Origin of the sequence: Bradyrhizobium murdochi (genome assembly GCF_000472965.1) — a bacterium.
Classification (GTDB): Bacteria; Pseudomonadota; Alphaproteobacteria; order Rhizobiales; family Xanthobacteraceae; genus Bradyrhizobium; species Bradyrhizobium murdochi.
This window is the reverse complement of record NZ_AXAU01000017.1, coordinates 45,522-69,640: the sequence shown is the minus strand read 5'-3', so window position 1 is coordinate 69,640 and position 24,119 is coordinate 45,522. Positions and strand designations below refer to the sequence as shown.

The 24,119-nt window shown below is 63.1% G+C and carries 22 protein-coding genes; 16 read left to right on the top strand and 6 right to left on the bottom strand.

What is annotated here, in order from left to right:
* Positions 1-53 precede the first annotated feature (53 nt).
* The 5 genes from YUO_RS0127040 to YUO_RS0127020 form a co-directional block, all read right to left on the bottom strand.
* On the bottom strand, positions 54-1,052 hold the full coding sequence (locus YUO_RS0127040; protein WP_028350078.1) for an ABC transporter ATP-binding protein: 999 nt from the start codon (positions 1,050-1,052) through the stop codon (positions 54-56).
* On the bottom strand, positions 1,049-2,047 hold the full coding sequence (locus tag YUO_RS0127035; protein ID WP_028350077.1) for an ABC transporter ATP-binding protein: 999 nt from the start codon (positions 2,045-2,047) through the stop codon (positions 1,049-1,051). The genes YUO_RS0127040 and YUO_RS0127035 overlap by 4 nt, the downstream gene beginning before the upstream one ends.
* Complete coding sequence (locus YUO_RS0127030) at positions 2,044-3,015, bottom strand: ABC transporter permease (protein ID WP_028350076.1); 972 nt, start codon at positions 3,013-3,015, stop codon at positions 2,044-2,046. The genes YUO_RS0127035 and YUO_RS0127030 overlap by 4 nt, the downstream gene beginning before the upstream one ends.
* An 11-nt stretch (positions 3,016-3,026) precedes the next feature.
* Entirely contained in the window at positions 3,027-4,007 is a 981-nt protein-coding gene (locus YUO_RS0127025; RefSeq protein WP_028350075.1) for an ABC transporter permease, read from the bottom strand.
* 105 nt (positions 4,008-4,112) lie between these two features.
* A complete protein-coding gene (locus YUO_RS0127020; protein ID WP_028350074.1) occupies positions 4,113-5,708 on the bottom strand; it encodes an ABC transporter substrate-binding protein in 1,596 nt (531 codons plus the stop codon).
* Between the two features lie 189 nt (positions 5,709-5,897).
* Here YUO_RS0127020 and YUO_RS0127015 point away from each other — a divergent pair, with 189 nt between their 5' ends.
* The 7 genes from YUO_RS0127015 to YUO_RS0126985 all read left to right on the top strand — a co-directional run bounded on the left by YUO_RS0127015 (position 5,898) and on the right by YUO_RS0126985 (position 15,221).
* Entirely contained in the window at positions 5,898-7,151 is a 1,254-nt protein-coding gene (locus YUO_RS0127015) for an NAD(P)/FAD-dependent oxidoreductase (protein ID WP_028350073.1), read from the top strand.
* A gap of 101 nt (positions 7,152-7,252) precedes the next feature.
* Entirely contained in the window at positions 7,253-7,504 is a 252-nt protein-coding gene (locus YUO_RS0127010; protein ID WP_028350072.1) for a DUF6489 family protein, read from the top strand.
* A gap of 66 nt (positions 7,505-7,570) precedes the next feature.
* Positions 7,571-8,305, top strand: a complete 735-nt coding sequence (locus YUO_RS0127005) for an esterase/lipase family protein (RefSeq protein ID WP_235782844.1) — start codon at positions 7,571-7,573, stop codon at positions 8,303-8,305.
* 171 nt (positions 8,306-8,476) lie between these two features.
* Complete coding sequence (locus YUO_RS0127000; protein ID WP_028350070.1) at positions 8,477-10,021, top strand: WS/DGAT/MGAT family O-acyltransferase; 1,545 nt, start codon at positions 8,477-8,479, stop codon at positions 10,019-10,021.
* A 10-nt stretch (positions 10,022-10,031) separates the two neighbouring features.
* Positions 10,032-11,027 carry an alpha/beta fold hydrolase gene (locus YUO_RS0126995; RefSeq protein ID WP_028350069.1) on the top strand — a complete coding sequence of 332 codons (996 nt, stop codon included), beginning with the start codon at positions 10,032-10,034 and terminating at the stop codon, positions 11,025-11,027.
* A gap of 153 nt (positions 11,028-11,180) precedes the next feature.
* Positions 11,181-14,420 carry a bifunctional cytochrome P450/NADPH--P450 reductase gene (locus YUO_RS0126990; protein WP_028350068.1) on the top strand — a complete coding sequence of 1,080 codons (3,240 nt, stop codon included), beginning with the start codon at positions 11,181-11,183 and terminating at the stop codon, positions 14,418-14,420.
* Between the two features lie 126 nt (positions 14,421-14,546).
* On the top strand, positions 14,547-15,221 hold the full coding sequence (locus tag YUO_RS0126985; RefSeq protein WP_028350067.1) for a spermidine synthase: 675 nt from the start codon (positions 14,547-14,549) through the stop codon (positions 15,219-15,221).
* Positions 15,222-15,320: 99 nt separating this feature from the next.
* Here YUO_RS0126985 and YUO_RS0126980 read toward each other — a convergent pair whose 3' ends face one another.
* Positions 15,321-16,235, bottom strand: a complete 915-nt coding sequence (locus YUO_RS0126980) for an alpha/beta fold hydrolase (RefSeq protein WP_028350066.1) — start codon at positions 16,233-16,235, stop codon at positions 15,321-15,323.
* 164 nt (positions 16,236-16,399) lie between these two features.
* On the opposite strand from YUO_RS0126980, the gene YUO_RS0126975 reads away from it, so the two are divergent.
* The 9 genes from YUO_RS0126975 (at position 16,400) to paaB (ending at position 24,067) form a co-directional block, all read left to right on the top strand.
* Entirely contained in the window at positions 16,400-16,780 is a 381-nt protein-coding gene (locus YUO_RS0126975; RefSeq protein ID WP_028350065.1) for a hypothetical protein, read from the top strand.
* Entirely contained in the window at positions 16,777-17,859 is a 1,083-nt protein-coding gene (locus YUO_RS0126970) for an alpha/beta fold hydrolase (protein ID WP_028350064.1), read from the top strand. The genes YUO_RS0126975 and YUO_RS0126970 overlap by 4 nt, the downstream gene beginning before the upstream one ends.
* Positions 17,856-18,449 carry a GNAT family N-acetyltransferase gene (locus tag YUO_RS0126965; protein ID WP_028350063.1) on the top strand — a complete coding sequence of 198 codons (594 nt, stop codon included), beginning with the start codon at positions 17,856-17,858 and terminating at the stop codon, positions 18,447-18,449. Before YUO_RS0126970 ends, YUO_RS0126965 begins: the two co-directional genes overlap by 4 nt.
* Positions 18,450-18,693: 244 nt before the next feature.
* Positions 18,694-19,170: a phasin gene (locus YUO_RS0126960; protein WP_028350062.1), complete on the top strand. Its 477-nt coding sequence runs from the start codon at positions 18,694-18,696 to the stop codon at positions 19,168-19,170.
* Between the two features lie 208 nt (positions 19,171-19,378).
* A complete protein-coding gene (locus YUO_RS0126955) occupies positions 19,379-20,665 on the top strand; it encodes a DUF445 domain-containing protein (protein ID WP_028350061.1) in 1,287 nt (428 codons plus the stop codon).
* A gap of 185 nt (positions 20,666-20,850) precedes the next feature.
* Positions 20,851-21,621: an esterase/lipase family protein gene (locus YUO_RS0126950; RefSeq protein WP_028350060.1), complete on the top strand. Its 771-nt coding sequence runs from the start codon at positions 20,851-20,853 to the stop codon at positions 21,619-21,621.
* A gap of 210 nt (positions 21,622-21,831) precedes the next feature.
* Positions 21,832-22,701 carry a phenylacetic acid degradation operon negative regulatory protein PaaX gene (paaX, locus tag YUO_RS0126945; protein WP_028350059.1) on the top strand — a complete coding sequence of 290 codons (870 nt, stop codon included), beginning with the start codon at positions 21,832-21,834 and terminating at the stop codon, positions 22,699-22,701.
* Between the two features lie 75 nt (positions 22,702-22,776).
* Positions 22,777-23,769, top strand: a complete 993-nt coding sequence (gene paaA, locus YUO_RS0126940; protein ID WP_028350058.1) for a 1,2-phenylacetyl-CoA epoxidase subunit PaaA — start codon at positions 22,777-22,779, stop codon at positions 23,767-23,769.
* Positions 23,770-23,779: 10 nt separating this feature from the next.
* Positions 23,780-24,067, top strand: a complete 288-nt coding sequence (gene paaB, locus YUO_RS0126935) for a 1,2-phenylacetyl-CoA epoxidase subunit PaaB (RefSeq protein ID WP_027539035.1) — start codon at positions 23,780-23,782, stop codon at positions 24,065-24,067.
* Positions 24,068-24,119 lie beyond the last annotated feature (52 nt).

Genomic DNA, 24,119 nt, shown 5'->3' with positions numbered 1-24,119 from the left:
GCGAGGCTGGATGCCAACCGCTGGGATGCCACGCATTGCACCCATCCCCGTGATCATACCAAGGCTTTGGCCTCAACCGGTTGGTTGACGGCGTGGCAGGCAACCCCGTTGATCAGCTCGGGCGTTTGCCGCCGGCACAGATCGAAGGCGAGCGGACAGCGCGGGTTGAAGGCGCAGCCGGGCGGCGGATCGATCGGATTCGGGATTTCGCCCTTGACCGGAATGCGCTGCCGGCCGGACATCGCGAGATCAGGAACCGCGCCGAGCAGCATTTTGGTGTAGGGCATCCGCGGATTGGCGAACAATTCGCGCCCTTCGGCGATTTCAACAATACGACCGAGATACATCACGCCGATGCGCGTCGCCATGTGGCGGACCACGGCGAGGTTATGGCTGATGAGTAGATAGGTGAGGCCGAATTTGTCCTGCAGGTCGCGCATCAGATTGAGGATCTGCGCCTGCACGGAGACATCGAGCGCCGAGGTCGGTTCATCGCAAACAATAAATTCGGCATCTGACGCCAGCGCGCGTGCAATCGCGATGCGCTGGCGCTGGCCGCCGGAGAATTCATGCGGATATTTCAGGCCGTCATCAGGATGCAAGCCCACGAGATTCAACAATTCGCCGACGCGCAGGCGGATATCGCGCTCGCCCTGGATCAGGTCGAAGGCGCGGATCGGCTCGGAGACGATGGCATCGACCCGGAAGCGGGGATTGAGGCTCGCGTAGGGGTCCTGAAAAATCATCTGGATGCGGCGGCGCAGCCGCTGCCGTGCCTGCGCCTGCCTGGCATTCGTCATCGAGACGCCGTCGATGACGACTTCGCCCGAAGTCGGCGGCAGAAGTCCCACGACCATCCGCGCCACGGTCGTCTTGCCCGAGCCGGATTCCCCGACGAGAGCAAAAGTCTCGCCCTTCCTGATGTCGAACGTCACGCCATCGACCGCTTTCAGGAATTCCGGACGGCCGCCTTCCAGCACGCGGTTGAGCCACGGCTTCGAGACGTCGAACACGCGGCGCAAATTCCTCACATCGACAAAGGGCGGGCTCATGCCGCGGTCTCCTTCGGCGCTTCATGGGGCGCGGTGTCGAAGAGATGGCAGGCCACAGCGTGCGAACCGTGCTTGAGCGGCTCCGGCCGGTCGACGCGGCAGCGGTCGAATACAAAGGCGCAGCGCGGATTGAATGGGCAGCCTGGCGGGATCGCCGACAGCCGCGGCATCGAACCTGGTATCTGCACCAGCCGCTTGTCTTCACCGGCGAGCGTCGGGATCGCGCCCATCAAGCCCTTGGCGTAGGGGTGCAGCGGGTTCTGCACCACATCCTGCACCGGGCCGATCTCGGCGATCCGGCCCGAATACATCACCGCGACCCGGTCGGAAGTCTCGGCGATCACGCCCATATCGTGGGTGACCAGCATCACCGCCGTGCCGTGGTCGCGCCCGAGGCGCTTGATCAGCGAGATGATCTGCGCCTGCACGGAGACGTCGAGCGCGGTGGTCGGCTCGTCGGCGATGATCAGTTCCGGCTCGGCGCAGATCGCCAGCGCAATCACGACGCGTTGGCGCATGCCGCCGGAGAATTCGTGCGGATAGGCGTCGATGCGTTTGTCCGGCGCGGGGATGCCGACCTCGGCCAAGAGATCGATGGCGCGCTTGCGCGCGGCGGTCTCCGACAGATTCAAGTGGGTTCGAATCGTTTCGACGATCTGGTCGCCGATCCGGTAGAGCGGATTGAGGCTTGTCAGCGGATCCTGAAAGATCATCCCGATCCGTTTGCCCCGGATACGGCGGATTTCTTCCGGCGGCAGGTGATCGATCCGCGTTCCCGACAGGTAGATCTCACCGCCCGAAATGCGGCCGGGAGGATCGATCAGTCCGATCACGGCCAGTCCCGTGACCGATTTGCCGGCGCCGGATTCGCCGACCACGCCGAGCACTTCGCCCTTGGCTATGTCGAACGAAACGCCGTTGATCGCGCGCAGCGTGCTGCGGCGGGTGAGGAATTCCACCTCGAGGTTACGCACGGAGAGGACGGGAACGGTCATCGGAGTTTTGGATTGAGCGCGTCGCGCAGCCAGTCGCCGAGCAGGTTGATGGAAAGGATCAGCCCCGCCAGCGCGATGCCGGGGAAGGCGACGATCCACCACTCGCCGGCAAACAGATAGTTGTTGCCGATCCGGATCAGGGTGCCGAGCGAGGGCATGGTGTCGGGCATGCCGGCGCCCAGGAACGACAGCGTCGCCTCGGTGATGATGGCAAGCGCGAGGTTGATGGTCGCAATCACCAGGATCGGACCCATGGTGTTGGGCAGCACGTGGCGCAGCATGATCTTCGGCGCGGGAAGGCCGATCAGTTGGGCGGCCGCGACATAGTCTTTGTTCTTCTCGACCATGACCGAGCCGCGCACGGTGCGGGCGTACTGCACCCAGAAACTGAGGCCGATCGCAACCACCAAGACTGCCAGCGTGCTCACGGCGTCGAGCCGGTTATTGAACACCGATTTGGCGACGCCGTTGACCAATAGCGCGATCAGAATGGCCGGGAAGGTGAGCTGCACGTCGGCGATACGCATGATCAGCCCGTCGACCGCGCCACCGACATAGCCTGCAATGAGGCCAAGCGTGATGCCGAGCGTGCCGGCGAAGATGACGCCGAGCACGCCGACGACGAGCGAAATCCGCAAGCCGTAAAGGATCGCAGAAAACACGTCGCGGCCCTGTTCATCGGTGCCGAGCAGGAACGGGCTTTGGCCCTCGGCAGTCCACAGCGGCGAGATCCGCGAATTCATCAACTGCAGTTGCGCCGGATCGAACGGGTTTTGCACGGCGAGTTGGGATGCAAAGATCGCCAGCAGGAAGAACAGGACCGTTACCGCCGCTGCCACCATCGTCATTCGGGAGCGGCGGAACGAGTAAAAGATGTCGCTGTCGAGCACGCGGTTCAGCCAGCTCGCGTTAGGGCGCGCCCGCTGCGGGCTCGACTCTACTCGGTGTGGTACTACGGCGTCAGACATATCAGTCTCGCTTATGCCGGACGGCGGATGGTCGAGCGCAGGCGCGGATCGACGACGGTGTAGAGGATATCGACCACCAGATTGATGGTAACGAAAATCAGCGACACCATCAGCAGATAGGCGGCCATGATCGGGATATCGACATTTTGCACGGCCTGCACGAACAACAATCCCATACCCGGCCACTGGAAGACGGTTTCGGTGATGATGGCAAATGCAATTACCGAGCCAAACTGCAGCCCGGCGACGGTGATGACGGGAACCAGCGTGTTCTTCAGCGCGTGGCCGAAATGGATCGCGCGCGTGGTCAGGCCGCGGGCGCGGGCGAAGCGGATGTAGTCGGTGCGGAGCACTTCGAGCATTTCAGCGCGCACCAGCCGCATGATCAAGGTCATCTGGAACAGGCCCAGCGTAATCGATGGCATGATCAGCGCCTTCAGGCCGGAGAGGGTGAGCAGGCCGGTGGTCCACCAGCCGATCCGCACCACCTCGCCGCGGCCGAATGAAGGCAGCCAGCCCAGCGTCACCGAAAACAGATAGATGAGAAGAATGCCGATCAGGAAGGTCGGCAGCGAGATTCCGATCAGCGACACCGCCTGGAAGAACTTTGTCAGAATCGTATCGCGCCGCAGCGCCGAATAGACCCCCATCAGGATGCCGAACACCATGGCGAGAACGGTGGCGCAGGCGGCCAGCTCCAGCGTCGCCGGCATTCGTTCCATCAACAGGTTCGAAACCGGCTGACGGAACTGATAGGAGACCCCGAACTTGAATTGCGCGGCATTGGCGAAATAGCGTGCGAATTGCACCGGCACGGGATCGTCGAGCCCGAGCGACTTGCGGACCGCCTCGCGTTCGGCGGCCGGCGTGTCCAATGAGACGATCTGGTTGACGGGATCGCCGGCGAAACGGAACATCGAGAACGCGATCACGCCGACTGCGATCATGACGCCAATGGCCTGGATTGCGCGGCGAAGAGTGAAAGCGAGCATGTATTCCTTTCACTGCTCTCTTGGTGCGGCGGCGAACGTCGCTGTCGCCTGGAAACGAAAGGTCCCGGAAGCTGCTAGAGCCACCGGGACCCGTGTCGTGCCTGACTAATCCTGCTTGGTCGCCCAGTAGAGCAAGACCTGGTTGTCGGCGCGCTGGCTCAGTTTCACTTTCTTCGACACGCCCCAGGCCAGCGCCTGCTGGTGCAGCGGGATGTACCCAAAGTCCTTTGCGCCAACTTCGTACGCTTGCTTGATCAGGAGATCGCGCTTGGTCATGTCGGATTCCTGCAGCACCTTGTCGGTGAGCTCGTCGAGCTTCTTGTTGCAGTAGCCGCCAAGATTGGCCTCGCCGCGGCTGGATTTCGGATCGTCACGGCAGCCCATGATGTCATACAGGACGTTGTGGGAGTCGAGCGTGCCGGGTGTCCAGCCGAGTAGATAGAACGAGGTCTGATAGCCGCCCGGCTTCAGCACCTTGGCGAAATACTGCGCCTTGGGCTGTGCCAGCAGCGTCACCTTGACGCCGATGCGCGCGAGCATGCCGACGACGGCCTGACAGATCGCGGCGTCGTTGACATAACGGTCGTTGGGGCAGTCCATCGTGACTTCGAAACCATCGGGATAGCCGGCTTCGGTGAGCAGCTTCTTGGCGCCGTCGGGATCGAATTTCGGACGGGTAAAGTCGCCGGACAATTTGAACAATTGCGGCGCGATCATCAGCGCCGAAGGCGTCGCCAGGCCGCGCATGACGCGGGTCTTGATCAGTTCGACATCGACGGCCTTGAAGAAGGCCTCGCGCACCTTGATGTCCTTGAACGGGTTCTTGCCCTTGATGCTGGAGTAGAGCAGTTCGTCACGCACCTGATCCATGCCGAGGAAGATGGTGCGGAGTTCGGGTCCCTTCAGTACCTGGGCATTGGGGCTGGAATCGACGCGCGTGATATCCTGGATTGGAACCGGCTCGATGACATCGACTTCGCCCGAGAGCAGGGCGGCGACGCGCGTGGCGTCCGAGCCGATCGGGGTGAAGATGATTTCCTTGAGATTATGCTCGGGCTTGCGCCACCAGTTCGGATTAGCCTTGTACACGGTCTTGACGCCGGGCTGATGACTCTCGACGGTGAAGGGGCCGGTGCCGTTGGCATTGAGCGAGGCAAAGCTCGGCGTGGTGGCGGCAGCAGGCGTCGGTTCGACGGCGTTGTTCGTCTCGGCCCACTTCTTGTTCATGATGTACCAGGTATCCCATTGCGAATTGAGAATGGGATTTGGTGAGGTCAGGATGAAATCTACCGTGTGGTCGTCGACCTTGACGACCTTGGCGTCGGCGGGAATACGGGTCTGCAGGTTTGAGCCCTTCTTGCGGACACGATCCGCCGAGAAGACGACATCGTCTGCGGTGAACGGGTCGCCATTGTGGAATTTCACGCCCTTGCGCAGATGGAACCGCCAGCGGGTCGGCTCCGGGGTCTCCCAGCTTTCCGCCAGCGCCGGGATGATCTTCAGATCCTTGTCGCGAGCGGTAAGGCCTTCGAAGACATGTGCGAGATGCGCGTGGGTGGTGCTCTCGTTCAGCGTGTGCGGGTCGAGCGACTTGAGGTCACCCTGATTGGCATAGCGAAGGCTTTGGGCCGATGCCGGCGCCATTGCCACGGCTAGGATGGCAGCCGTGGCCGCTGCAAGCAAAGTTTGACGTACCGACATTTGTCCGATTTCCCCGCTTTTGATCAGCAATTTCCGCCGGATATTGCCGAGCCATGTTGCCAGAGTCCAGCCACCGCGCAAGCTTCATTATCCCGCACTGCGTGCCGGTTTGCGCGGCGGTGCGGCAATGACTAGTCTCACCTTAAGACGCATGTGCAACCACGTTACATTGAACTTTCGGAGTGCCGGATGGCGGAACTGAAGGCCGACGTACTCGTCCTGGGTGCGGGCATGGTCGGCGTCAGCGCCGCTTTGCACCTGCAAAAACGCGGCCGGAACGTGGTTCTGATCGACCGCCATGATACAGCCGGCGAGGAAACCAGTTACGGCAATGGCGGGTTGATCGAGTGCGCTTCGGTCTTTCCCTATATGTTTCCGCGGGACGTGGGCCAGATCCTGCGCTACGCGTTTCTTCGCGCGCCGCAGGTGCATTACCACTTCAGGGATCTGCCGGTCTTCCTGCCGTGGCTGGCCCGGTATTTCCTCGCCTCTTCACCGGAGCGTGCACTGCACAGCGCAATGGCCGAATTGCCGCTGATCCAGCGCAGCCTGATCGAGCATGAGGCGCTGATTGCGGAAGCCAATGTGCCGGAGCTTTTGCGGCGGACCGGCTGGATCAAGCTGTTTCGTTCCGAGGCGACCCTTGCGGATGCGGTGCAGGATCTCAAGCGCGCCGGGGAGCACGGCGTCGCCGGCGAGGTGCTGGATCGGCTCGCGATATCAGCGCGCGAGCCGCATCTGAGCGGCGATTTCAGCGGCGCGATCCATTTTCCCGCGCCGGGATTTGTGCCCGATCCCGGTGGGCTGGCCAAGGCCTATGCGGCGCTGTTCGGCCGCAAGGGCGGGCGTTATCTGGTCGGCGACGCCCGAACGCTCGAACAGGCGAGCGGACGGTGGCGGGTGGCGACGCTGGAAGGCACTATTGCGGCGCGCGAAGTGGTGGTGGCGATGGGGCCGTGGTCCGACCAGATCCTCGCCCCGCTCGGCTATTCGATCCCGCTTCAGGTCAAGCGTGGTTACCATTTGCATCTCAAGCCGCGCGGCAACGCGGTCTTGAACCATCCCGTGCTGGACACCGATCTCGGCTATCTTCTGGCGCCGATGAACCGCGGCATTCGGCTCACGACCGGCGCCGAGTTTGCCCACCGCGATGCACCACCAACGCCGATCCAGGTTGAGCGGGCCCTGCCGCGGGCGCACCGACTGTTCCCGCTCGGCGAGCCGGTAGACACCAAGCCCTGGATGGGTGCGCGGCCCTGCCTGCCGGATATGCTGCCGGTGATCGGCAAAGCCCCCCGCCATGGCGGGCTATGGTTCGACTTCGGCCACCAGCATCACGGGCTGACGCTCGGACCCGCGACCGGCCGCCTGCTGGCCGAAATGATGACCGGCGAGACGCCGTTTGCCGATGTCAGGCCGTTTGCGATCGAACGCTTTGGTTGACCATATCGAGAATTGAAGGGACCGGGGGCCGGCTCTGGTCCTTGCATGACTCGCTCCGTCGTGTCGATACTGCAGCAAGGGCAGCGCGATAAGGAGCGGTCATGAAAGTTAATGTCGAAATCGATTGCACGCCGCTGGAGGCCAGGCAGTTCTTCGGATTGCCCGATGTCTCGCCGATGCAGACCGCCGTGATGGACAAGATGCAGCAGCAGGTGATGGCCAACATCGAAAAGGTGTCGCCGGAATCGCTGATCCAGAGTTGGTTCACGTTCGATCCCAAGATCGCCGAGCGATTCCAGGAGATGTTCGTGACCATGGCCGGGCTCGGCGGCATGGCCAAGAAGGACAAGTGAGTGGCCATCGCGGAAAGCGGCGCAGCAACGGAAGAGCAGCGGCTTCGGCCGCCAAGCCTGTTTCTGATGCTGGCCGAGACGCGGGCGCTGTTCGAGCTGAATTCGAGCCTGTTACTGTCGCCGCTGTTGTTGCGTGCGCCGAGGGGCGACGGGCATCCGGTGCTGGCGCTGCCGGGGTTTCTCGCCAGCGATCTATCGATGGCGCCGATGCGGCGCTATCTGAAAGAACTCGGTTACGACACCTATGCCTGGGACATGGGCCGCAATTTCGGCGGCATCGCTTCCAAGCGCGGAGCACTGCAAGCTCTCCTGAGGCGCATCTATGAAGCCACGGGCCGCAAGGTCAGTCTCGTCGGCTGGAGCCTCGGCGGCGTCTATGCGCGCGATCTCGCATTGCAGATGCCGGACATGGTGCGCTCGGTGATCACGCTCGGCAGCCCGTTTGCCAGCGATATCCGCGCGACCAACGCCACGCGGCTCTATGAGGTGCTGTCGGGGGAAACTGTCGACGACAATCCGGAAATCCGCTTGGCCATTGCCGGTGACCTGCCGGTGCCGGCGACCTCGATCTATTCGCGGACCGACGGCATCGTGAACTGGCACACCAGCCTATTGCGTCCCTCTGCAACAGCCGAAAACATCGAGGTCCACCTTGCCAGCCATATCGGGCTCGGCGTCAACCCCGCAGCATTGTGGGCAGTAGCCGACCGACTGGCGCAGGCGGAAGGCGAGTTTAAGCATTTTGACCGATCAGGACCATTTGCCATTGCCTATGGGCCCCCTGAAAATGCACAATCCTGAATCCACGCCCTGAGCTAAGGGCATGATCGCGAAAGATCCCGCCCTGCAATTGATGCAGGATGGCTGTCGGTTTTCGGATATGCTCCAATAACGATATGCTCCAATAACAAAGACATTCCAGACGCCAGAAGCGCCGCCAAGGCGCCGCGTTTTCTACTGCGGGAGGAAAATATGGCGGACGCCAAGAAGCTGTCTTCGCTGGACGCGTCGTTTCTGTATCTGGAAACCCCGGAAATGCCGATGCATGTCGGCAGCATGGCGATCTTCCGCCTGCCCGAAGGCTACAAGGGCGACTTCTTCGAAGAGTTCAAGGCGATGATCGCCTCGCGGCTGCACATCGCGCCGATCCTGAAAGCCCGCCTGGAGAAGGCGCCGCTCGACATCGATCATCCGTCCTGGGTCGAGGACGACCAGTTCGACATCGACCGCCACATCTTCCGCGCCAGCCTGCCGGCGCCGCGCGACCGCGCGACGCTGGAGCGCATCGTCGGCTGGATGCATGCCAAGCTGCTCAACCGCGCCCGCCCGCTCTGGGAGTTCTATGTCTTCGAAGGCATGAAGGACAACGAGATCGGGCTTTATTCCAAGATGCACCATGCCTGCATCGACGGCGGCGCCGGGGCTGCGCTCACCAGTATGATCTATGACATCACCCCGGTGCCGCGCCAGGTCGATCCGCCTACCGCGCGCAAGGTGGCACCGGAGCCGCGCGACATCGCCGCCAACCTGATCGATTCCTACCAGCAGCTCTGGACCCAGCCGTTCGACCCGAAGGCGGCGCCAAAGAGCCTCGAGCTGCCGCGCTCGGGCAAAAGCGATCTCGGCTCGATCCTGTTCGACAACGCCATGTTCCAGATCGAGAGCGCGGTGAAGTTCGCCAGCAGCATTCCGACGATGCTCAAGAGCGTGTCAGATGTGCTCGGCAAGGTTTCGGATCCGAAGTCTCGCGATAGTCTGGCCAGCATGGCCTCGCCGCCCACCATCCTGAACAAGGCGATCTCGTCGGAGCGCAGCTTCGCCGGCACCTCGATCTCGCTGTCGCGCGCCAAGGCGCTGGCAAAGACGTCCGGCGGCAAGCTCAACGACGTCGTGCTGGCGCTGTCTTCAGGCGTGGTGCGCCGCTACCTGATCAGCCAGGGCGCGCTGCCCAGCAAATCGCTGACCGCAGCGGTGCCGATCTCGCTGCGCGAGGAGGGCAACGCCGATGCCAACAACCAGGTGTTCGGCATGATCTGCGCGATCGCCACCAATGTCGACGATCCCAAGACGCGGCTGGAAACCATCATCGCGCAATCCACCAAGTCGAAGGAGATGTCGCATCCGCTGCGGGCGCTGATGCCGCAAGTCTCCAACCTTTCGATGCTGGGCGCGCCGATCGTGACCCAGATCCTTGCGCTGCTCTACAGCCGCTCCAATCTCTCCGACGTGCTGCCGCCGGCAGCCAACATCACCGTGTCAAACGTGCCCGGGCCGCGGCAGACGCTGTATGCCGCCGGCGCCGAGCTGCTGCACATCTTCCCGGTGTCGATCTCGACGCATGGCATCGCGCTCAACATCACCGTGCAAAGCTATCGCGACCAGCTCGATTTCGGCTTCATCGCCGGCGCCAACATCATTCCGCATGTCCAGGTTCTCTGCGACATGCTTCCGGTCGAATTTGAAGCGCTGGAGGCGGCGTTCGCGCCGCCGCCGAGCATGACCCGCGCCGCTGAATAGGGGGCCCGCCATGATTGAAATGCCGCCGCTGCAATTCGCCGAGGTGAACGGTATTCGCATGGGCTATTACGAGGCGGGGCCCAAATCGGACAAGCCGCCGGTCATTCTCTGCCATGGCTGGCCGGAGATCGCGTTCTCCTGGCGTCACCAGATCAGGGCGCTGAGCGAGGCCGGCATCCGGGTGATTGCGCCGGATCAGCGCGGCTATGGCGCGACCGACCGCCCCGAGCCGGTCGAGGATTACGACATGGAGCATCTGACCGGCGATCTCGTCGGTCTGCTCGATCATCTCAAAATCGACAAGGCGATCTTCGTCGGCCACGATTGGGGCGGCTTCGTCGTCTGGCAGATGCCGCTGCGTCATCTTGATCGCGTCGCCGGTGTCGTCGGCGTCAACACCCCGCACTGGGATCGCATGCCGGCCGATCCGATCGAGCTATTTCGGCAGCGCTTCGGCGACAAGATGTACATCGTGCAATTCCAGGACCCTGGCCACGAGCCTGACAGGATTTTCGGCAGCCGGGTCGAGCAGACCTTTGACGCATTCATGCGCAAGCCGGTGGCGCGGCCCCCGGGTACGCCGGAGGAACAGCCGATTGCTGGTGTCGGCGCATCGGCGCGACTCAACCTCGCGTTTCCACAGATGATCGCGAATTACGATGCCAAGCACGATCCGCGCACGCCGATCCTGTCGGCGGAAGAAAAGCAGGTATTCGTCGATACCTTCACCAAGACCGGCTTCACCGGCGGCATCAACTGGTACCGCAATTTTTCCCGCAACTGGCAGCGCTCGGAAGGGCTCGACCATACCGTCCGCGTGCCGTCGCTGATGATCATGGCCGAGAACGACGCGGTGCTGCCACCGTCGGCCACCGAGGGCATGGAAAAGCTGGTACCCGACCTCGAGAAATATCTCGTGCGCGACAGTGGCCATTGGACGCAGCAGGAAAAGCCGGACGAAGTCAGTAGCAAGCTGATCGAGTGGCGTAGAAAAAGATTTGGATGAGGATGACGCGTCACGCGAGCGAAAACGCCTTGCGCCGTCATTCCGGGATGGTCCGAAGGACCAGACCCGGAATCTCGAGATTCCGGGTTCGATGCCTCGCATCGCCCCGGAATGACTGTGTGGATGGGGTAAGGCAGGGGAGACACTTCGACAATGGCGTCCAGCAATAAACTCAGTCCGATCCCGCATCCGCCGAAGAAGCCCGTCGTCGGCAACATGCTGTCGCTGGATCCCAACGCGCCGGTGCAGCATCTGGTCAAGCTGTCCAAGGAGCTCGGGCCGATCTTCTGGCTCGACATGATGGGCGCGCCGATCGTGATTGTCTCCGGCCACGATCTGATCGACGAGCTCTCCGACGAGAAACGTTTCGACAAGACCGTCCGCGGCTCGCTGCGCCGCGTCCGCGCCGTCGGCGGTGACGGGCTGTTCACCGCCGACACGACAGAGCCGAACTGGAGCAAGGCGCACAACATCCTGCTGCAGCCGTTCGGTAACCGCGCGATGCAATCCTATCACCCAAGCATGGTCGATATCGCCGAGCAGCTCGTCAAGAAATGGGAGCGGCTCAACGCCGACGAGGAGATCGACGTCGTGCACGACATGACGGCGCTGACGCTCGACACGATTGGTCTCTGCGGCTTCGACTACCGTTTCAATTCGTTCTACCGCCGCGACTATCACCCGTTCGTGGAGTCGCTGGTGCGCTCGCTCGAGACCATCATGATGACCCGCGGCCTGCCGTTGGAAAATCTGTGGATGCAGAAGCGGCGCAAGACGCTGGCTCAGGACGTCGCCTTCATGAACAAGATGGTCGACGAGATCATCGCCGAGCGCCGCGGCAATGCGGAAGCCGCCGAGGCAAAGAAGGATATGCTGGGCGCGATGATGACCGGCATCGACCGCTCGACCGGCGAGCAGCTCGACGACATCAACATCCGCTACCAGATCAACACCTTCCTGATTGCGGGCCACGAGACCACCAGCGGACTGCTCTCGTGCACCATCTACGCGCTGCTCAAGCATCCCGAGGTGCTGAAGAAGGCCTATGAGGAAGTCGATCGGGTGCTCGGGCCCGATATCAACGCCAAGCCGACCTATCAGCAGGTCACGCAGCTCACCTACATCACGCAAGTGTTGAAGGAAGCGCTGCGGATGTGGCCGCCGGCGCCCGCCTACGGCATTACGCCGCTTCAGGACGAGGCCATCGGCGGTGGCAAGTATAAGCTGAAGAAGAATACGTTCATCACCGTTTTGGTGATGGCGCTGCACCGCGACCCCAGCGTCTGGGGTCCGAACCCTGACGTCTTCGATCCCGAGAATTTCAGCCGTGAAGCCGAGGCCGCACGGCCGATCAATGCCTGGAAGCCGTTCGGCAACGGCCAGCGCGCCTGCATCGGCCGCGGCTTTGCGATGCACGAGGCGGCGCTGGCGATCGGCATGATCCTGCAGCGCTTCAAGCTGATCGATGTGCATCGCTACCAGATGCACCTGAAGGAAACGCTGACGGTCAAGCCGGACGGTTTCAAGATCAAGGTGCGGCCGCGCGCGGACAAGGACCGTGGCGCCTTCGCCGGCCGAACCGCTGTCGCGGCCGCTGCCTCAAGCGCGGCGGCGCCGCAGGCGCGGACCCGCCCGGGCCACAACACGCTGCTATTGGTGCTCTATGGTTCAAACCTCGGCACCGCGGAAGAGCTGGCGACGCGGGTGGCGGACCTCGCCGAGGTCAACGGCTTCGCCACAAAACTCGGCGCGCTCGACGACTACGTCGGCAAGCTGCCGGAGCAGGGCGCGCTGATGATCTTTTGCGCTTCCTACAATGGCGCTGCCCCAGATAACGCCACGCAGTTTGTCAAATGGCTGGACAGCGGCCTGCCAAAGGACGCATTCGCCAAGGTGCGATACGCGGTGTTCGGCTGCGGCAACAGTGACTGGGCCGCGACCTATCAGTCGGTGCCGCGCATGATCGACGAGCAGTTGGCGGCGCACGGCGCGCGCAGCCTCTACAGCCGCGGCGAGGGCGATGCCCGCAGCGATCTCGACGGCCAGTTCGAAAAATGGTTCGCGGCGGCAGCACCCGCGGCGATGAAGGAGCTGGGTGTCGATTCCGGCTTCGCCCGCAGCGCCGACGACGCGCCGCTTTATGCGATCGAGCCGGTGGCGCCATCGGCCGTTCACACCATCCTAGCGCAGGGCGGCGTCGCGCCGATGAAGGTGCTGGTCAATTCCGAACTGCAGAACAAGGCCGGCGCCAGTCCTTCCGACCGCTCGACCCGCCACATCGAGGTGGAATTGCCGCCCGGCGTCACCTTCCGCGTCGGCGACCACCTCAGCGTGGTGCCGCGCAACGATCCGGCGCTGGTCGATTCCGTCGCGCGCCGCTTCGGTTTTCTGCCCGCCGACCAGATCCGGCTGCACGTCGCGGAGGGCCGCCGCGCGCAATTGCCGGTCGGCGATGCCGTGTCGGTCGGGAGGTTGCTGACCGAGTTTGTCGAGCTGCAGCAGATCGCGACCCGCAAGCAGATCCAGATCATGTCGGAGCACACGCGCTGTCCCGTCACCAAGCCGAAGCTGCTGGCCTATGTCGGCGACGACGATGTTTCCACCGAGCATTATCGATCGGACGTCTTGGCCAGGCGCAAGTCGGTGTTCGATCTCTTGGAAGAGCATCCGGCCTGCGAACTGCCCTTCCACGCCTATCTGGAAATGCTGTCGCTCTTGGCGCCTCGCTATTATTCGATCTCATCGTCGCCTTCGACCGATCCGTCGCGCTGCAGCGTCACCGTCGGCGTGGTGGAAGCGCCCGCAAGTTCGGGGCGTGGCGTGTACAAGGGCGTCTGCTCGAACTATCTCTCCGGCCGCCGCGTCGGCGATACCGTGCATGCAACGATTCGCGAGACCAAGGCCGGCTTCCGCTTACCGGACGATCCGGCCCAACCCGTGATCATGATCGGTCCCGGTACGGGGCTGGCGCCGTTCCGCGGCTTCCTACAGGAGCGCGCGCACCGCAAGGCGCAGGGTGCAAAGCTCGGCCCGGCGATGCTGTTCTTCGGCTGCCGCCATCCCGAACAGGATTTTCTCTATGCCGCGGAGTTGAAGGCCTTCGCGATCGACGGCATCACCGAACTGCACACGGCCTTCTCGCGCGCCGACGGGCCGAAGACCTATGTGCAGCATCAGGTGGCGGCGCAAAAGGACCGCATCTGGAGCCTGATCGAGCAAGGTGCGATCGTCTACGTCTGCGGCGACGGCGGCAAGATGGAGCCGGACGTCAAGGCCGCGCTGGTTGCGATCTATCGCGAAAAGTCCGGCGCCAACGCCGATGCCGGCCTGCGCTGGATCGACGATCTCGGCACCAAGAACCGCTACGTGCTGGACGTCTGGGCGGGCGGGTAGATTCTTCGTAGGGTGGGCAAAGCGCAGCGTGCCCACCATCTCTTGCACCAGACGTCAGATGGTGGGCACGGCGCTTGCGCGCCTTTGCCCACCCTACGGTTCTGCGGACTATGCTAAAGCTTCCGCATGATTCCCTGGGAAAAGCTCGACAGCGCGCGCATTCCTGGCACCGGCAGCGAACTCCGCCTGATGCGCCGCGGCACGGAGTTCTCCATCATGCTCGGCAGCAACGAGCTGATGAACAGCCGCCTGTCGGGCTCGGAAGCCGCACTCGCGACGCTCGCTGCGAAGCAGATCGAAAACGTCGCTAAACCGCATGTGCTGATCGCTGGATTGGGCATGGGCTTTACGCTGCGTGCGGCGCTCGCCGGGCTCGGCAGTGAAGCGCAGATCGTGGTGGCGGAGCTGGTGCCGGCGGTGGTCAGTTGGGCCCGAGGCCCGATGGCAGAAATCTTTGGCGACAGCTTGGACGATCCCCGCGTCAGCATTCGAGAGACGGATGTCACCGAGATCATCCGGTCGCATCGTTCGAGGTTCGATGCCATTCTGCTCGATGTCGACAATGGACCGGAGGGGCTTACTCGTGAGGCCAACGATGCGCTCTACAACGCTGCAGGCTTGCGCGCGACGCACGCCGCACTGCGACCGGGCGGCATCCTGGCCGTATGGTCTTCGGGGCCAAACGCGGCGTTCGCAAGACGTCTTCGTGGTGCAGGCTTCGAGGTGAACGAAGTCAACATCCGCGCCACCGGCAAAGGCCGCGGCGTGCGCCACGTGATCTGGATCGCGACGAAGAGTTAAGAAAGTAGGGTGGGCAAAGCGAAGCGTGCCCACCATTTCTACCGACTATTCCGATGCATGGTGGGCACGGCGCAAGTGCGCCTTTGCCCGCCCTACTGGCTACGCCGCCTTCGCCGCCGCGCCGTGCGCGTGCCCGGCGATCGCGTTGATGATCTGCGGCCACATCGGGATCGGCAGCGCGTGGCCCATGCCTTCGATCATCAGGAGCTTTGCGCCGGGGATTGACGCCGCGGTATCCTTGCCGGCTTCGGGGCGCACCAGCGGATCGACGGTGCCGTGAATGACGAGCGTCGGAATTTTCAGGTGATGCAGCCGCTCCTTGCGGCTGCCGGAGGCGAGCACCGCCCGCAACTGCCGGCCGACGCCGTTCGGATTGAGGCCGCGTTCATAGGTACGGGCGGCGCGGGCAGGGTCGAGCGCCTCGTCTTCCGGGAACGAGCCGACGCGCAACACTTTCCAGGTCTGGGCGAACCGTTCGAAATACTCCTCCTTAGTCCGCGGCGGCGGCGCCATCAGCACGGCCGAAGCCTCGCGCGTCGGCGGCGGCAGTTTTGGATTGCCCGTGGTCGACATGATCGAGGTCAGCGAACGCACCCGCTGCGGGAACGTGAGCGCAACCTCCTGCGCGATCATGCCGCCCATCGAGGCCCCGACCAGATGCGCCGACTGGATGCCGAGCACGTCCATCAGACCGACCGTGTCCTTGGCCATGTCGATCAATTTGTAAGGTGCGGCCACCGGAATCTTCAGGAATCGCAGCTTCAGCAGTTCGAACGGCGTCAGCCGCTTGCCGCCGGACATGTGAGAGGACTTGCCGATATCGCGATTGTCGAAGCGGATGACGCGAAAGCCGCGCGCGGCGAGCTGGCGGCAGAAATCGTCATCCCAATGGATCATCTGGGCGCCGAGCCCCATGATCAAGAGCATCGGTTCCGCGGCCGGATCGCCAAAAATCTCGTAGCAAATATCGATGCCGTTGGCGCGGGCGATCTGAGGCGGCTGATGGGCGAGCATCGCGTGTCTTCCCTCAAGTAGTATCTGGCTTCAGTAACTATGGCACGGTTTCCCGCACCGCAGAAGACTTCGCAGCGGTTGACCGGCCCGCTGCAACGGTGTGGTATGGGCCAAATACAAGCGAAGCGTGGCAAGCGCTCGTAATCTTTCGGGAGAGGGCGCTTATGGCCGACAAAGGCAACGATCCTGCCGTGATCTGGCAGACCATGATCGGGGAGATGGAGAAGGGGTTCAACTCCTTTGCCAACCAGGCGATGGCCTCGCCCGAATTCTCGAAAATGATGAATCAGGTCGGCGGCGTCAGCGCAGGCGCGCAGAAGCAGCTCGGCGAACTGATGGAGAAATACCTGCTGGCGATGAACCTGCCGAGCCGGGCGCAGCTCGTCGGCATGGCAGAGCGGCTGCAGGCAATCGAGGGCCAGCTCAACGAGATCAAGGCGCTGTTGCATCAGGTGCACCACAATTCGCTGGCGCCGGAGAGCGGCTACGGCACGCCGCGGCCGCCGCGCACCAAGCGTCCACCCGCGGAGGGAGAGCAGAAATGAACGCTCCCGCGGGTCTCGATTTCGCTTCCATCTCGGAGCGGGTCCAGTCCGAGGTGCAGCGCGCGATCCAGCGTAGCATCAAGGGCGTCGAATATTTTTCTACCTCCGGCCCCTCGCTTGGCTCGACGCCAAAGGACATCCTGGCCGCCCGCGGCACCATGAACCTCTATCACTATCGGCCGACAGCGGATGAGATCTACCGCGTGCCGATCCTGATCGTGATGGCGACCACCAACCGCGGCTACATCCTCGACATGGTGCCGGGCCAGAGCTTTATCGAGTTTCTGCTGAAGCGCGGCTACGACGTCTACATGCTGGACTGGACCGCACCGAAGCCGGAAGAAAAATCGTTGCGGATGGAGGACTACGTCCTCGACTTCATCCCCGACTGCGTCCGCCGCGTCCAGCAGGATTCCGGCGAGCAGGACGTTACCGTGATCGGTTATTGCTTCGGCGGCGTGCTGTCGCTCTTGTACGGCTCGATCTTCCATGACGGGCCGATGAAGAATTTGATCTGCTTCACCACGCCGATCGATTTCCGCGAGATGAAGCTGTTCCAGAACTTTTCGGACCGCCGCTATTTCGACGTCGATCGCCTCGTCGACAGCGTCGGCAATGTGCCGCCGGAAATGATCCTGTCCTCGTTCGAAATGCTGCGGCCGGCGTCGCGCACAGTCAGCCAGGTGCAATTGTGGGAAAACATCTGGAACGACGAGTTCGTGAAGTCGTACCGGATGTTCGACCGCTGGGCGACGGATACGCTGCCACTGGCGGGCGAGTATTTCCGCGACATCACCAAGAACCTGATGTGGGACAACAAGCTCTATAACGGCACCATGTCGGTCGGCGGGCGCGCGGCGGATATTTCCAGGATCACGGTGCCGATCCTGCATGCGGTCGCCGAACACGATCACATCGTGCCATATGATGCGGCCAAGCACCTGATCGCCAAGGTCGGCTCGACCGACAAGGAAGAGGTGATCCTCAAGGGCGGTCACGTCAGCCTCGTCGCCGGCGCCAACGCGATCAAGCGGCTGTGGCCGAAACTGGATTCCTGGCTAGGTAAGAGATCAACATGAGCGAGACACGTTCCTATCCGCGCCACGTCAAGACCGATGCCGGCGAGATCGAATTCCGCATGATGGGGCGGGCGGACGAAGCCTCCGTGCTGGCATTTGCGCAAAAGCTCCCGACGCATGATCTCTTGTTTCTGCCGCGCAACATCAGCCAGCCAAAAGTGCTCTCGGCCTGGATCAACGAGATCGAGCGCGGCCAGATCGTCAGCCTGCTGGCAGTGAAGGATGGGACGGTGGTCGGCTGCGGCACGCTGGTGCGCGACCCGCATTCCTGGTCGCCCCATGTCGGCGAGATCCGGATGGTGGTCTCGCTTGATGTCCGCGGGCAGGGGGTCGGCCGGGCGCTATCGCAGGAAACCTTTGCGCTGGCGCTGGGCGCCGGGCTGGAAAAGCTGTCGGTACAGATGACCGTCGACCAGCAGGCGGCGATCGCCCTGTTCGAGAGCCTCGGCTTCCGGGCCGAGGCCCTGCTGCGGGACCACGTCCGGGATGTCGGCGGCAAAAAGCATGACATCGTCGTGCTCGGGCACAATGTGGCGCAGGTTCGGGCACAAATGGAAGCCTACGGGCTGCCAGGGGCGGTTCAGCACTAGCCAGACACAAAATCGCGAAAACAACCCTATGCAAAGTAGATGGGGGCTCCGGTATTAGCCTAAAGTGGAACTTTTGCCGGTTCTCTGGGCGGACCCGCTTATCCATTAGGCTTTTCACGAATTCGTGATATCGCGCTGCAACATTAATGTTGCGATGCACCATTAACTATGGCACAACGCGCGCGCCCCGGGCCAATCCGGACGGGGTGAGCCCATAGCTCAAACCGAGGATGGAGAGACCCCAATGACCACCGAAACCAATTCCGTGCTGAACACCGTCAAGGAAGCCTTCGCGCCCGTCACCGAGGCGTTCACCAAGCTCCAGAACCTGGAAGTTCCGGAAGCCGCCCGTGAGTTCGTGAAGAAGCAGACCGAGACCGCCAAGGAGCGCGCCGCCGACTTTTATGCCGGTTCGGAGAAGGCGACCGCTGCGATCGAGACCGCCGTTGCCGGTTCGGTTTCCGAGGCCGCCAAGATCAGCCGTAACATCCAGCAGGCGCTCTACCAGGACGCGGAAGCGTTCTTCGCCGGCATCGACAAGCTCGCTTCGGCGAAATCGCTGAGCGAAGCTGCCCAGATCCAGTCGGACCTGGTCCGTGCGCGCGGCGAAGTGTTCGTCACGCGGGCGAAGGCCACCACCGAATATCTCGGCAAGCTCGTCACTGAGGGCGCCAAGACCGCGCAGGACAATTTTGCCAAGGTCTATTCCAAGACCGCCTGATCGCGATCCGCTGACAACTGCCGCTCTCGAAGGCCCGCTTTTGCGGGCCTTCTTTTTGTCTGGTCTCCGCATAGATCAGTTTGGACCCTCATGGTGAGGAGGCGCTCTTGCGCCGTCTCGAACCATCAGGCCACGATGGGGCCTCATCCTTCGAGACGCCGCTCCGCGGCTCCTCAGGATGAGGGTCGTCGTCCATCCGAAAGCCGCCATGACCCTTCCCGCCACCTTCGTCATCGACTCTCCCGGCGACGCCATCCGCGCCGCCGAGCTGCGGCGCGTGAAGATATTAGCAACGTCGGTGCTGGCGGCGACGTTTGCGATCTTCCTCGCTGCACGAGCGCTGCTGCCGTTGCATCCGGCCTTCGGCTTCATCGCGGCGTTTGCCGAAGCTGCCACCATCGGCGGCCTGGCCGACTGGTACGCCGTAGTAGCGCTGTTCAAACGGCCGCTGGGACTGCCGATTCCGCACACCGCAATCATCCAGAGCAACCAGCACCGCATCGCCGACAAGCTCGGCGAGTTCATCGAGAAGCATTTCCTGGAAGCAGCTCCCGTCGAGGCCAAGCTGCGGCAGATCGATTTCGGCGCGTTCATCGCCGACTGGCTGCGCGACCGCAAGCGCAGCGAGGATCTCGCACGCTTTGCGCTGCGGCTATTGCCCGAAGCGGTGGCGGCGACGGAGACCTCCGGGCTGATGACGTTCGTCAGCCGCCGCATCACCGCGCAACTGATGTCGATCGATCTCGCGCCGCTCGCCGCCGGAACACTGCGCGCATTCGTGAAGGAGGGGCGGCATTCAGGCCTACTCGATGACATCCTGCGCGCAGTGCATCAGACCATGACCCAGGCCGAAACCATGGCGATGATCCGCGAAAAGATCCGCGCCGAATTGCCGACGCTGCTAAAGCTCTATCGCGCCGACAAGTTCCTGGTGAACAAGATCGTCGCTTCCGCCACCGCCTTCTTCGAAGAAGTCCGCAACGATCCCGCGCATCCGTTCCGCGGCGAGTTCGATCGCATGGTGATGACCTTCGTCGATCGCCTCGGCACCGATCCAAGCTACGCCGAGCGGATCCAAGGGTTGAAGCGCGATCTCCTGGCACGTCCCGAAGTGACGGGTCTCGCACGCCACATCTGGGCCAACGCACGCTCGTTCTTCGAACGCAGCGCCTCGGGCGAGACCCAGGTGTTGGAGCAATATCTGGTGCGCATGTTCGTGAAAGCGGGCGAGGCGCTGGCCGGCGATGCCGAGCTGCGCACAGAGATCAACCAGGGGCTCGTGGCGGTGTTGCGCACCGTGGTCGCCGAACAGAAGAGCGGCGTCTCGACCTTCATCTCCGACCAAGTGAAGTCCTGGGACATGGGGCAGTTGATCTCGCTGATCGAAATCAACATCGGCCCCGACCTGCAATACATCCGCTTCAATGGATCGCTGATCGGCGGGCTAGCGGGATTGGCGCTGTACACCCTCGAACACCTGCTGCGGCTGCTGTGACTAATTCATCACGTCAACGCTTTCGTTATCCGAGATGTGATCTGCACTGCTTGCAAGGGCAAAGCCGGTTCCCTAGCTTTTTGTGGAACTCTATTGCAGTGCCGAACGATTCTACCGCGTTGGCGTCTAACTGAACCGGTGGCCGGCTGCCGCGACGTAAGGGGCCGAGCCCGAGAGGAGATATGATGTCCGTTGCTGCGCAGACGCTTGCCCCGCCATCCAGAACCCTGATGCTTCTGGAGGGGCGTGCCATTCACGAACTCGGCGCGTTTCTGGGGGCACTGCCACTGCTGAGTCTGGCGCCACGCGGCGACGGGCACCCCGTGCTGGTGTTGCCCGGCCTTGTTGCATCCGACACCTCGACACGGCCGCTGCGCAGCTTCCTGCGCACGCGCGGCTATGCCGTCAGCGGCTGGCGTCAGGGGCGCAACCTCGGCCTGCGCCACGGCGTGCAAAACGCCATGGTCGATCTGGTGCAGGAGTTGAACGACACGCATGGCCGCAAGGTCTCGCTGGTCGGCTGGAGTCTCGGCGGTCTCTACGCGCGCCAGCTTGCCAAGATGATGCCGGAGCGCGTGCGCTCGGTGATCACGCTCGGCAGCCCGTTTGCGTCGGGACCGAAGGCGACCAACGCCTGGCGCGTCTATGAGCTGGCGAGCGGCCGCCGCGCCGACGAGGAGGATCCGCGTTTCGGCGGATCGCTGTCGGGCACGCCGCCGGTGCCGACCACCGCGATCTTCAGCCGCACCGACGGCATCTGCGCCTGGCAGGGCTGCATGGAAAAGACGTCGGCGACTTCCGAAAGCATCGAGGTCGAAAGCAGCCATTGCGGCATGGGCCATCACCCGGCCGTGGTCTATGCGGTTGCCGATCGCCTGGCGCAGCCGGAAGGCGAATGGTCGCCGTTCGATCGAAGCGACTGGCGCGGCCTGGTTTATCCAAATCCGCATCGGTAACGAGCGCGAGCCGCGAGCTCCGACAGCCTCGCCCCGCCTGCGGGGAGAGGCCGCCGCGAAGCGGCGGGTGAGGGGGCTCTCCGCGTACTCTTCTCTATCGAATTTTGCGGAGGCAGCCCCTCACCCCGACCCTCTCCCCGTGAAGAACGGGGAGAGGGAGTCGCGGCCGCCGATTGTCGCTCTGCCGCAAAACGCGCTATGCCTTGACGCATGCCGCCGCCGCTTGCCCGTATTATCCAGCAGTTGAAGCGCGAACCGTCGCGCACCGGTTCGATCGTCATCACCGTATTCGGCGATGCCATTGTGCCGCGCGGCGGATCGGTCTGGCTTGGCACGCTGCTGGAATTTTTCGAGCAGCTCGACATCGACGCCAGCGTCGTGCGCACTGCGATGTCGCGGCTGACGGCCGACGGCTGGTTCGAGCGCGTTAAAGTTGGCCGCAACAGTTTCTATCGCCTGGTGCAAGGCGAGCGGCAGACTTTCGATATCGCGACCAAACACATTTACGGCCCGCCAGCCTCCGACTGGACCGGGCGATTTGAGCTGCTGTTGATCGGCAACGGCGGAGATCGCGACGCCGCGCGCGAGGCGTTGAAGAATGCTGGCTTCGGCAGTCCGCTGCCGGGCGTATGGGTGGCGCCATCGGGCGTGCCGGTGCCTGCGGAAGCCGCTGGCGCCATCCGTCTCGAAGTGTCGGCGGAGGACGACAGCGGGCGGCGTCTGCTCAGCGAAAGCTGGCCGCTCGACCGCACCGCCGACGCCTATCAGAAATTCATGAAGACCTTCGAGCCGCTGCACGGCTGGCTCGGTCGCGGCGAGCGGTTGACCGAGGCCGACGCATTTACCGCACGGATACTCCTGATCCATCATTACCGCCGCGTCGTGCTGCGCGACCCGTTGCTGCCGACCGCGCTATTGCCCGCGGACTGGCCGGGCAGGGCCGCCCGAACGCTCTGTGGCGAGATCTATCGCGCGCTGCTTGCCGCGTCCGAACGATGGCTTGATCGCCATGCGACCAACGAAAACGGACCCCTGCCAAAGCCCGGCGGGGAACTTTCGAAGCGGTTTGACGGGCTGTAGATATGTTACAGAAATGTATTGCATATCGTAATTTATGTTATATATTTCCTCCCAACAAATTCCGGGAGGTCCGCCATGTACACGCAGGCGCTCAACACGTCCGACGGCGACGACCGCCACATTGAGGACGCCGCGCGGGCTACGCAGTTTCAGGCGCGCATCGATGCCGACGAGCGCATCGAGCCCAACGACTGGATGCCGGCCGCCTACCGCAAGACGCTGACGCGGCAGATTTCGCAGCACGCGCATTCCGAAATTGTCGGCATGCTTCCCGAAGGCAACTGGATCACCCGCGCGCCGTCGCTGCGCCGCAAGGCGGCGCTGCTCGCCAAGGTGCAGGATGAATGCGGCCACGGGCTCTACCTCTACGCCGCCGCCGAGACGCTCGGTTCTTCGCGCGAAGAGCTGGTCGACGCGATGCTCGCGGGCAAGGCAAAATATTCCTCGATCTTCAATTATCCGACGCTGACCTGGGCCGACATCGGCACCATCGGTTGGCTGGTCGATGGCGCGGCGATCATGAACCAGATCCCGCTGTGCCGCTGCTCCTATGGTCCTTACGCGCGAGCGATGATCCGCGTCTGTAAGGAGGAATCGTTTCACCAGCGCCAGGGCTTTGAAATCATGCTGACGCTGTGCCGCGGCACTGACGAGCAGAAGGCGATGGCGCAGGATGCGCTGAATCGCTGGTGGTGGCCGGTGCTGATGATGTTCGGTCCGCCCGACCAGGTCAGCCAGCACAGCGACACCTCGACCAAGTGGAAGATCAAGCGCTTCTCCAATGACGAGCTGCGGCAGAAATTCGTCGACGCCACCGTGCCGCAGGCGCAATTCCTGGGGCTTACGATTCCCGATCCCGACATGAAGCAGAACGCGAACGGCAATTGGGAATATAGCGCGATCGATTGGGACGAGTTCAAACAGGTGCTGGCCGGTAACGGCCCCTGCAACCGCGACCGTCTGGCGGCGCGGCGCAAGGCGCATGAGGACGGCGCCTGGGTGCGCGAAGCGGCGATGGCCTATGCCGAGAAACGCCGGCAACGGTCGGCGCTGCAGGCAGCCGAATAGGAGAGACGCGATGGCGACGCCGAACATTCCGCTCTGGGAAGTTTTCATCCGCAGCCGCAACGGGCTGGCGCACAAGCATGTCGGCTCGCTGCATGCCACCGACGCCACGCTGGCCTTGCAGGCTGCCCGCGACATCTACACCCGCCGCGGCGAGGGCCTTTCGATCTGGGTGGTGCCGTCGAACGCCATCACCGCGTCCGATCCGTCCGAGAAAGGCATGATGTTCGAGCCGGCGGAGTCGAAGATCTACCGGCACCCGACGTTTTACGACGTGCCCGACGAAGTCGGGCATATGTGAACTCTTTCTCCCCTCATGGTGAGGAGGCGCGCAGCGCCGCCTCGAACCATGA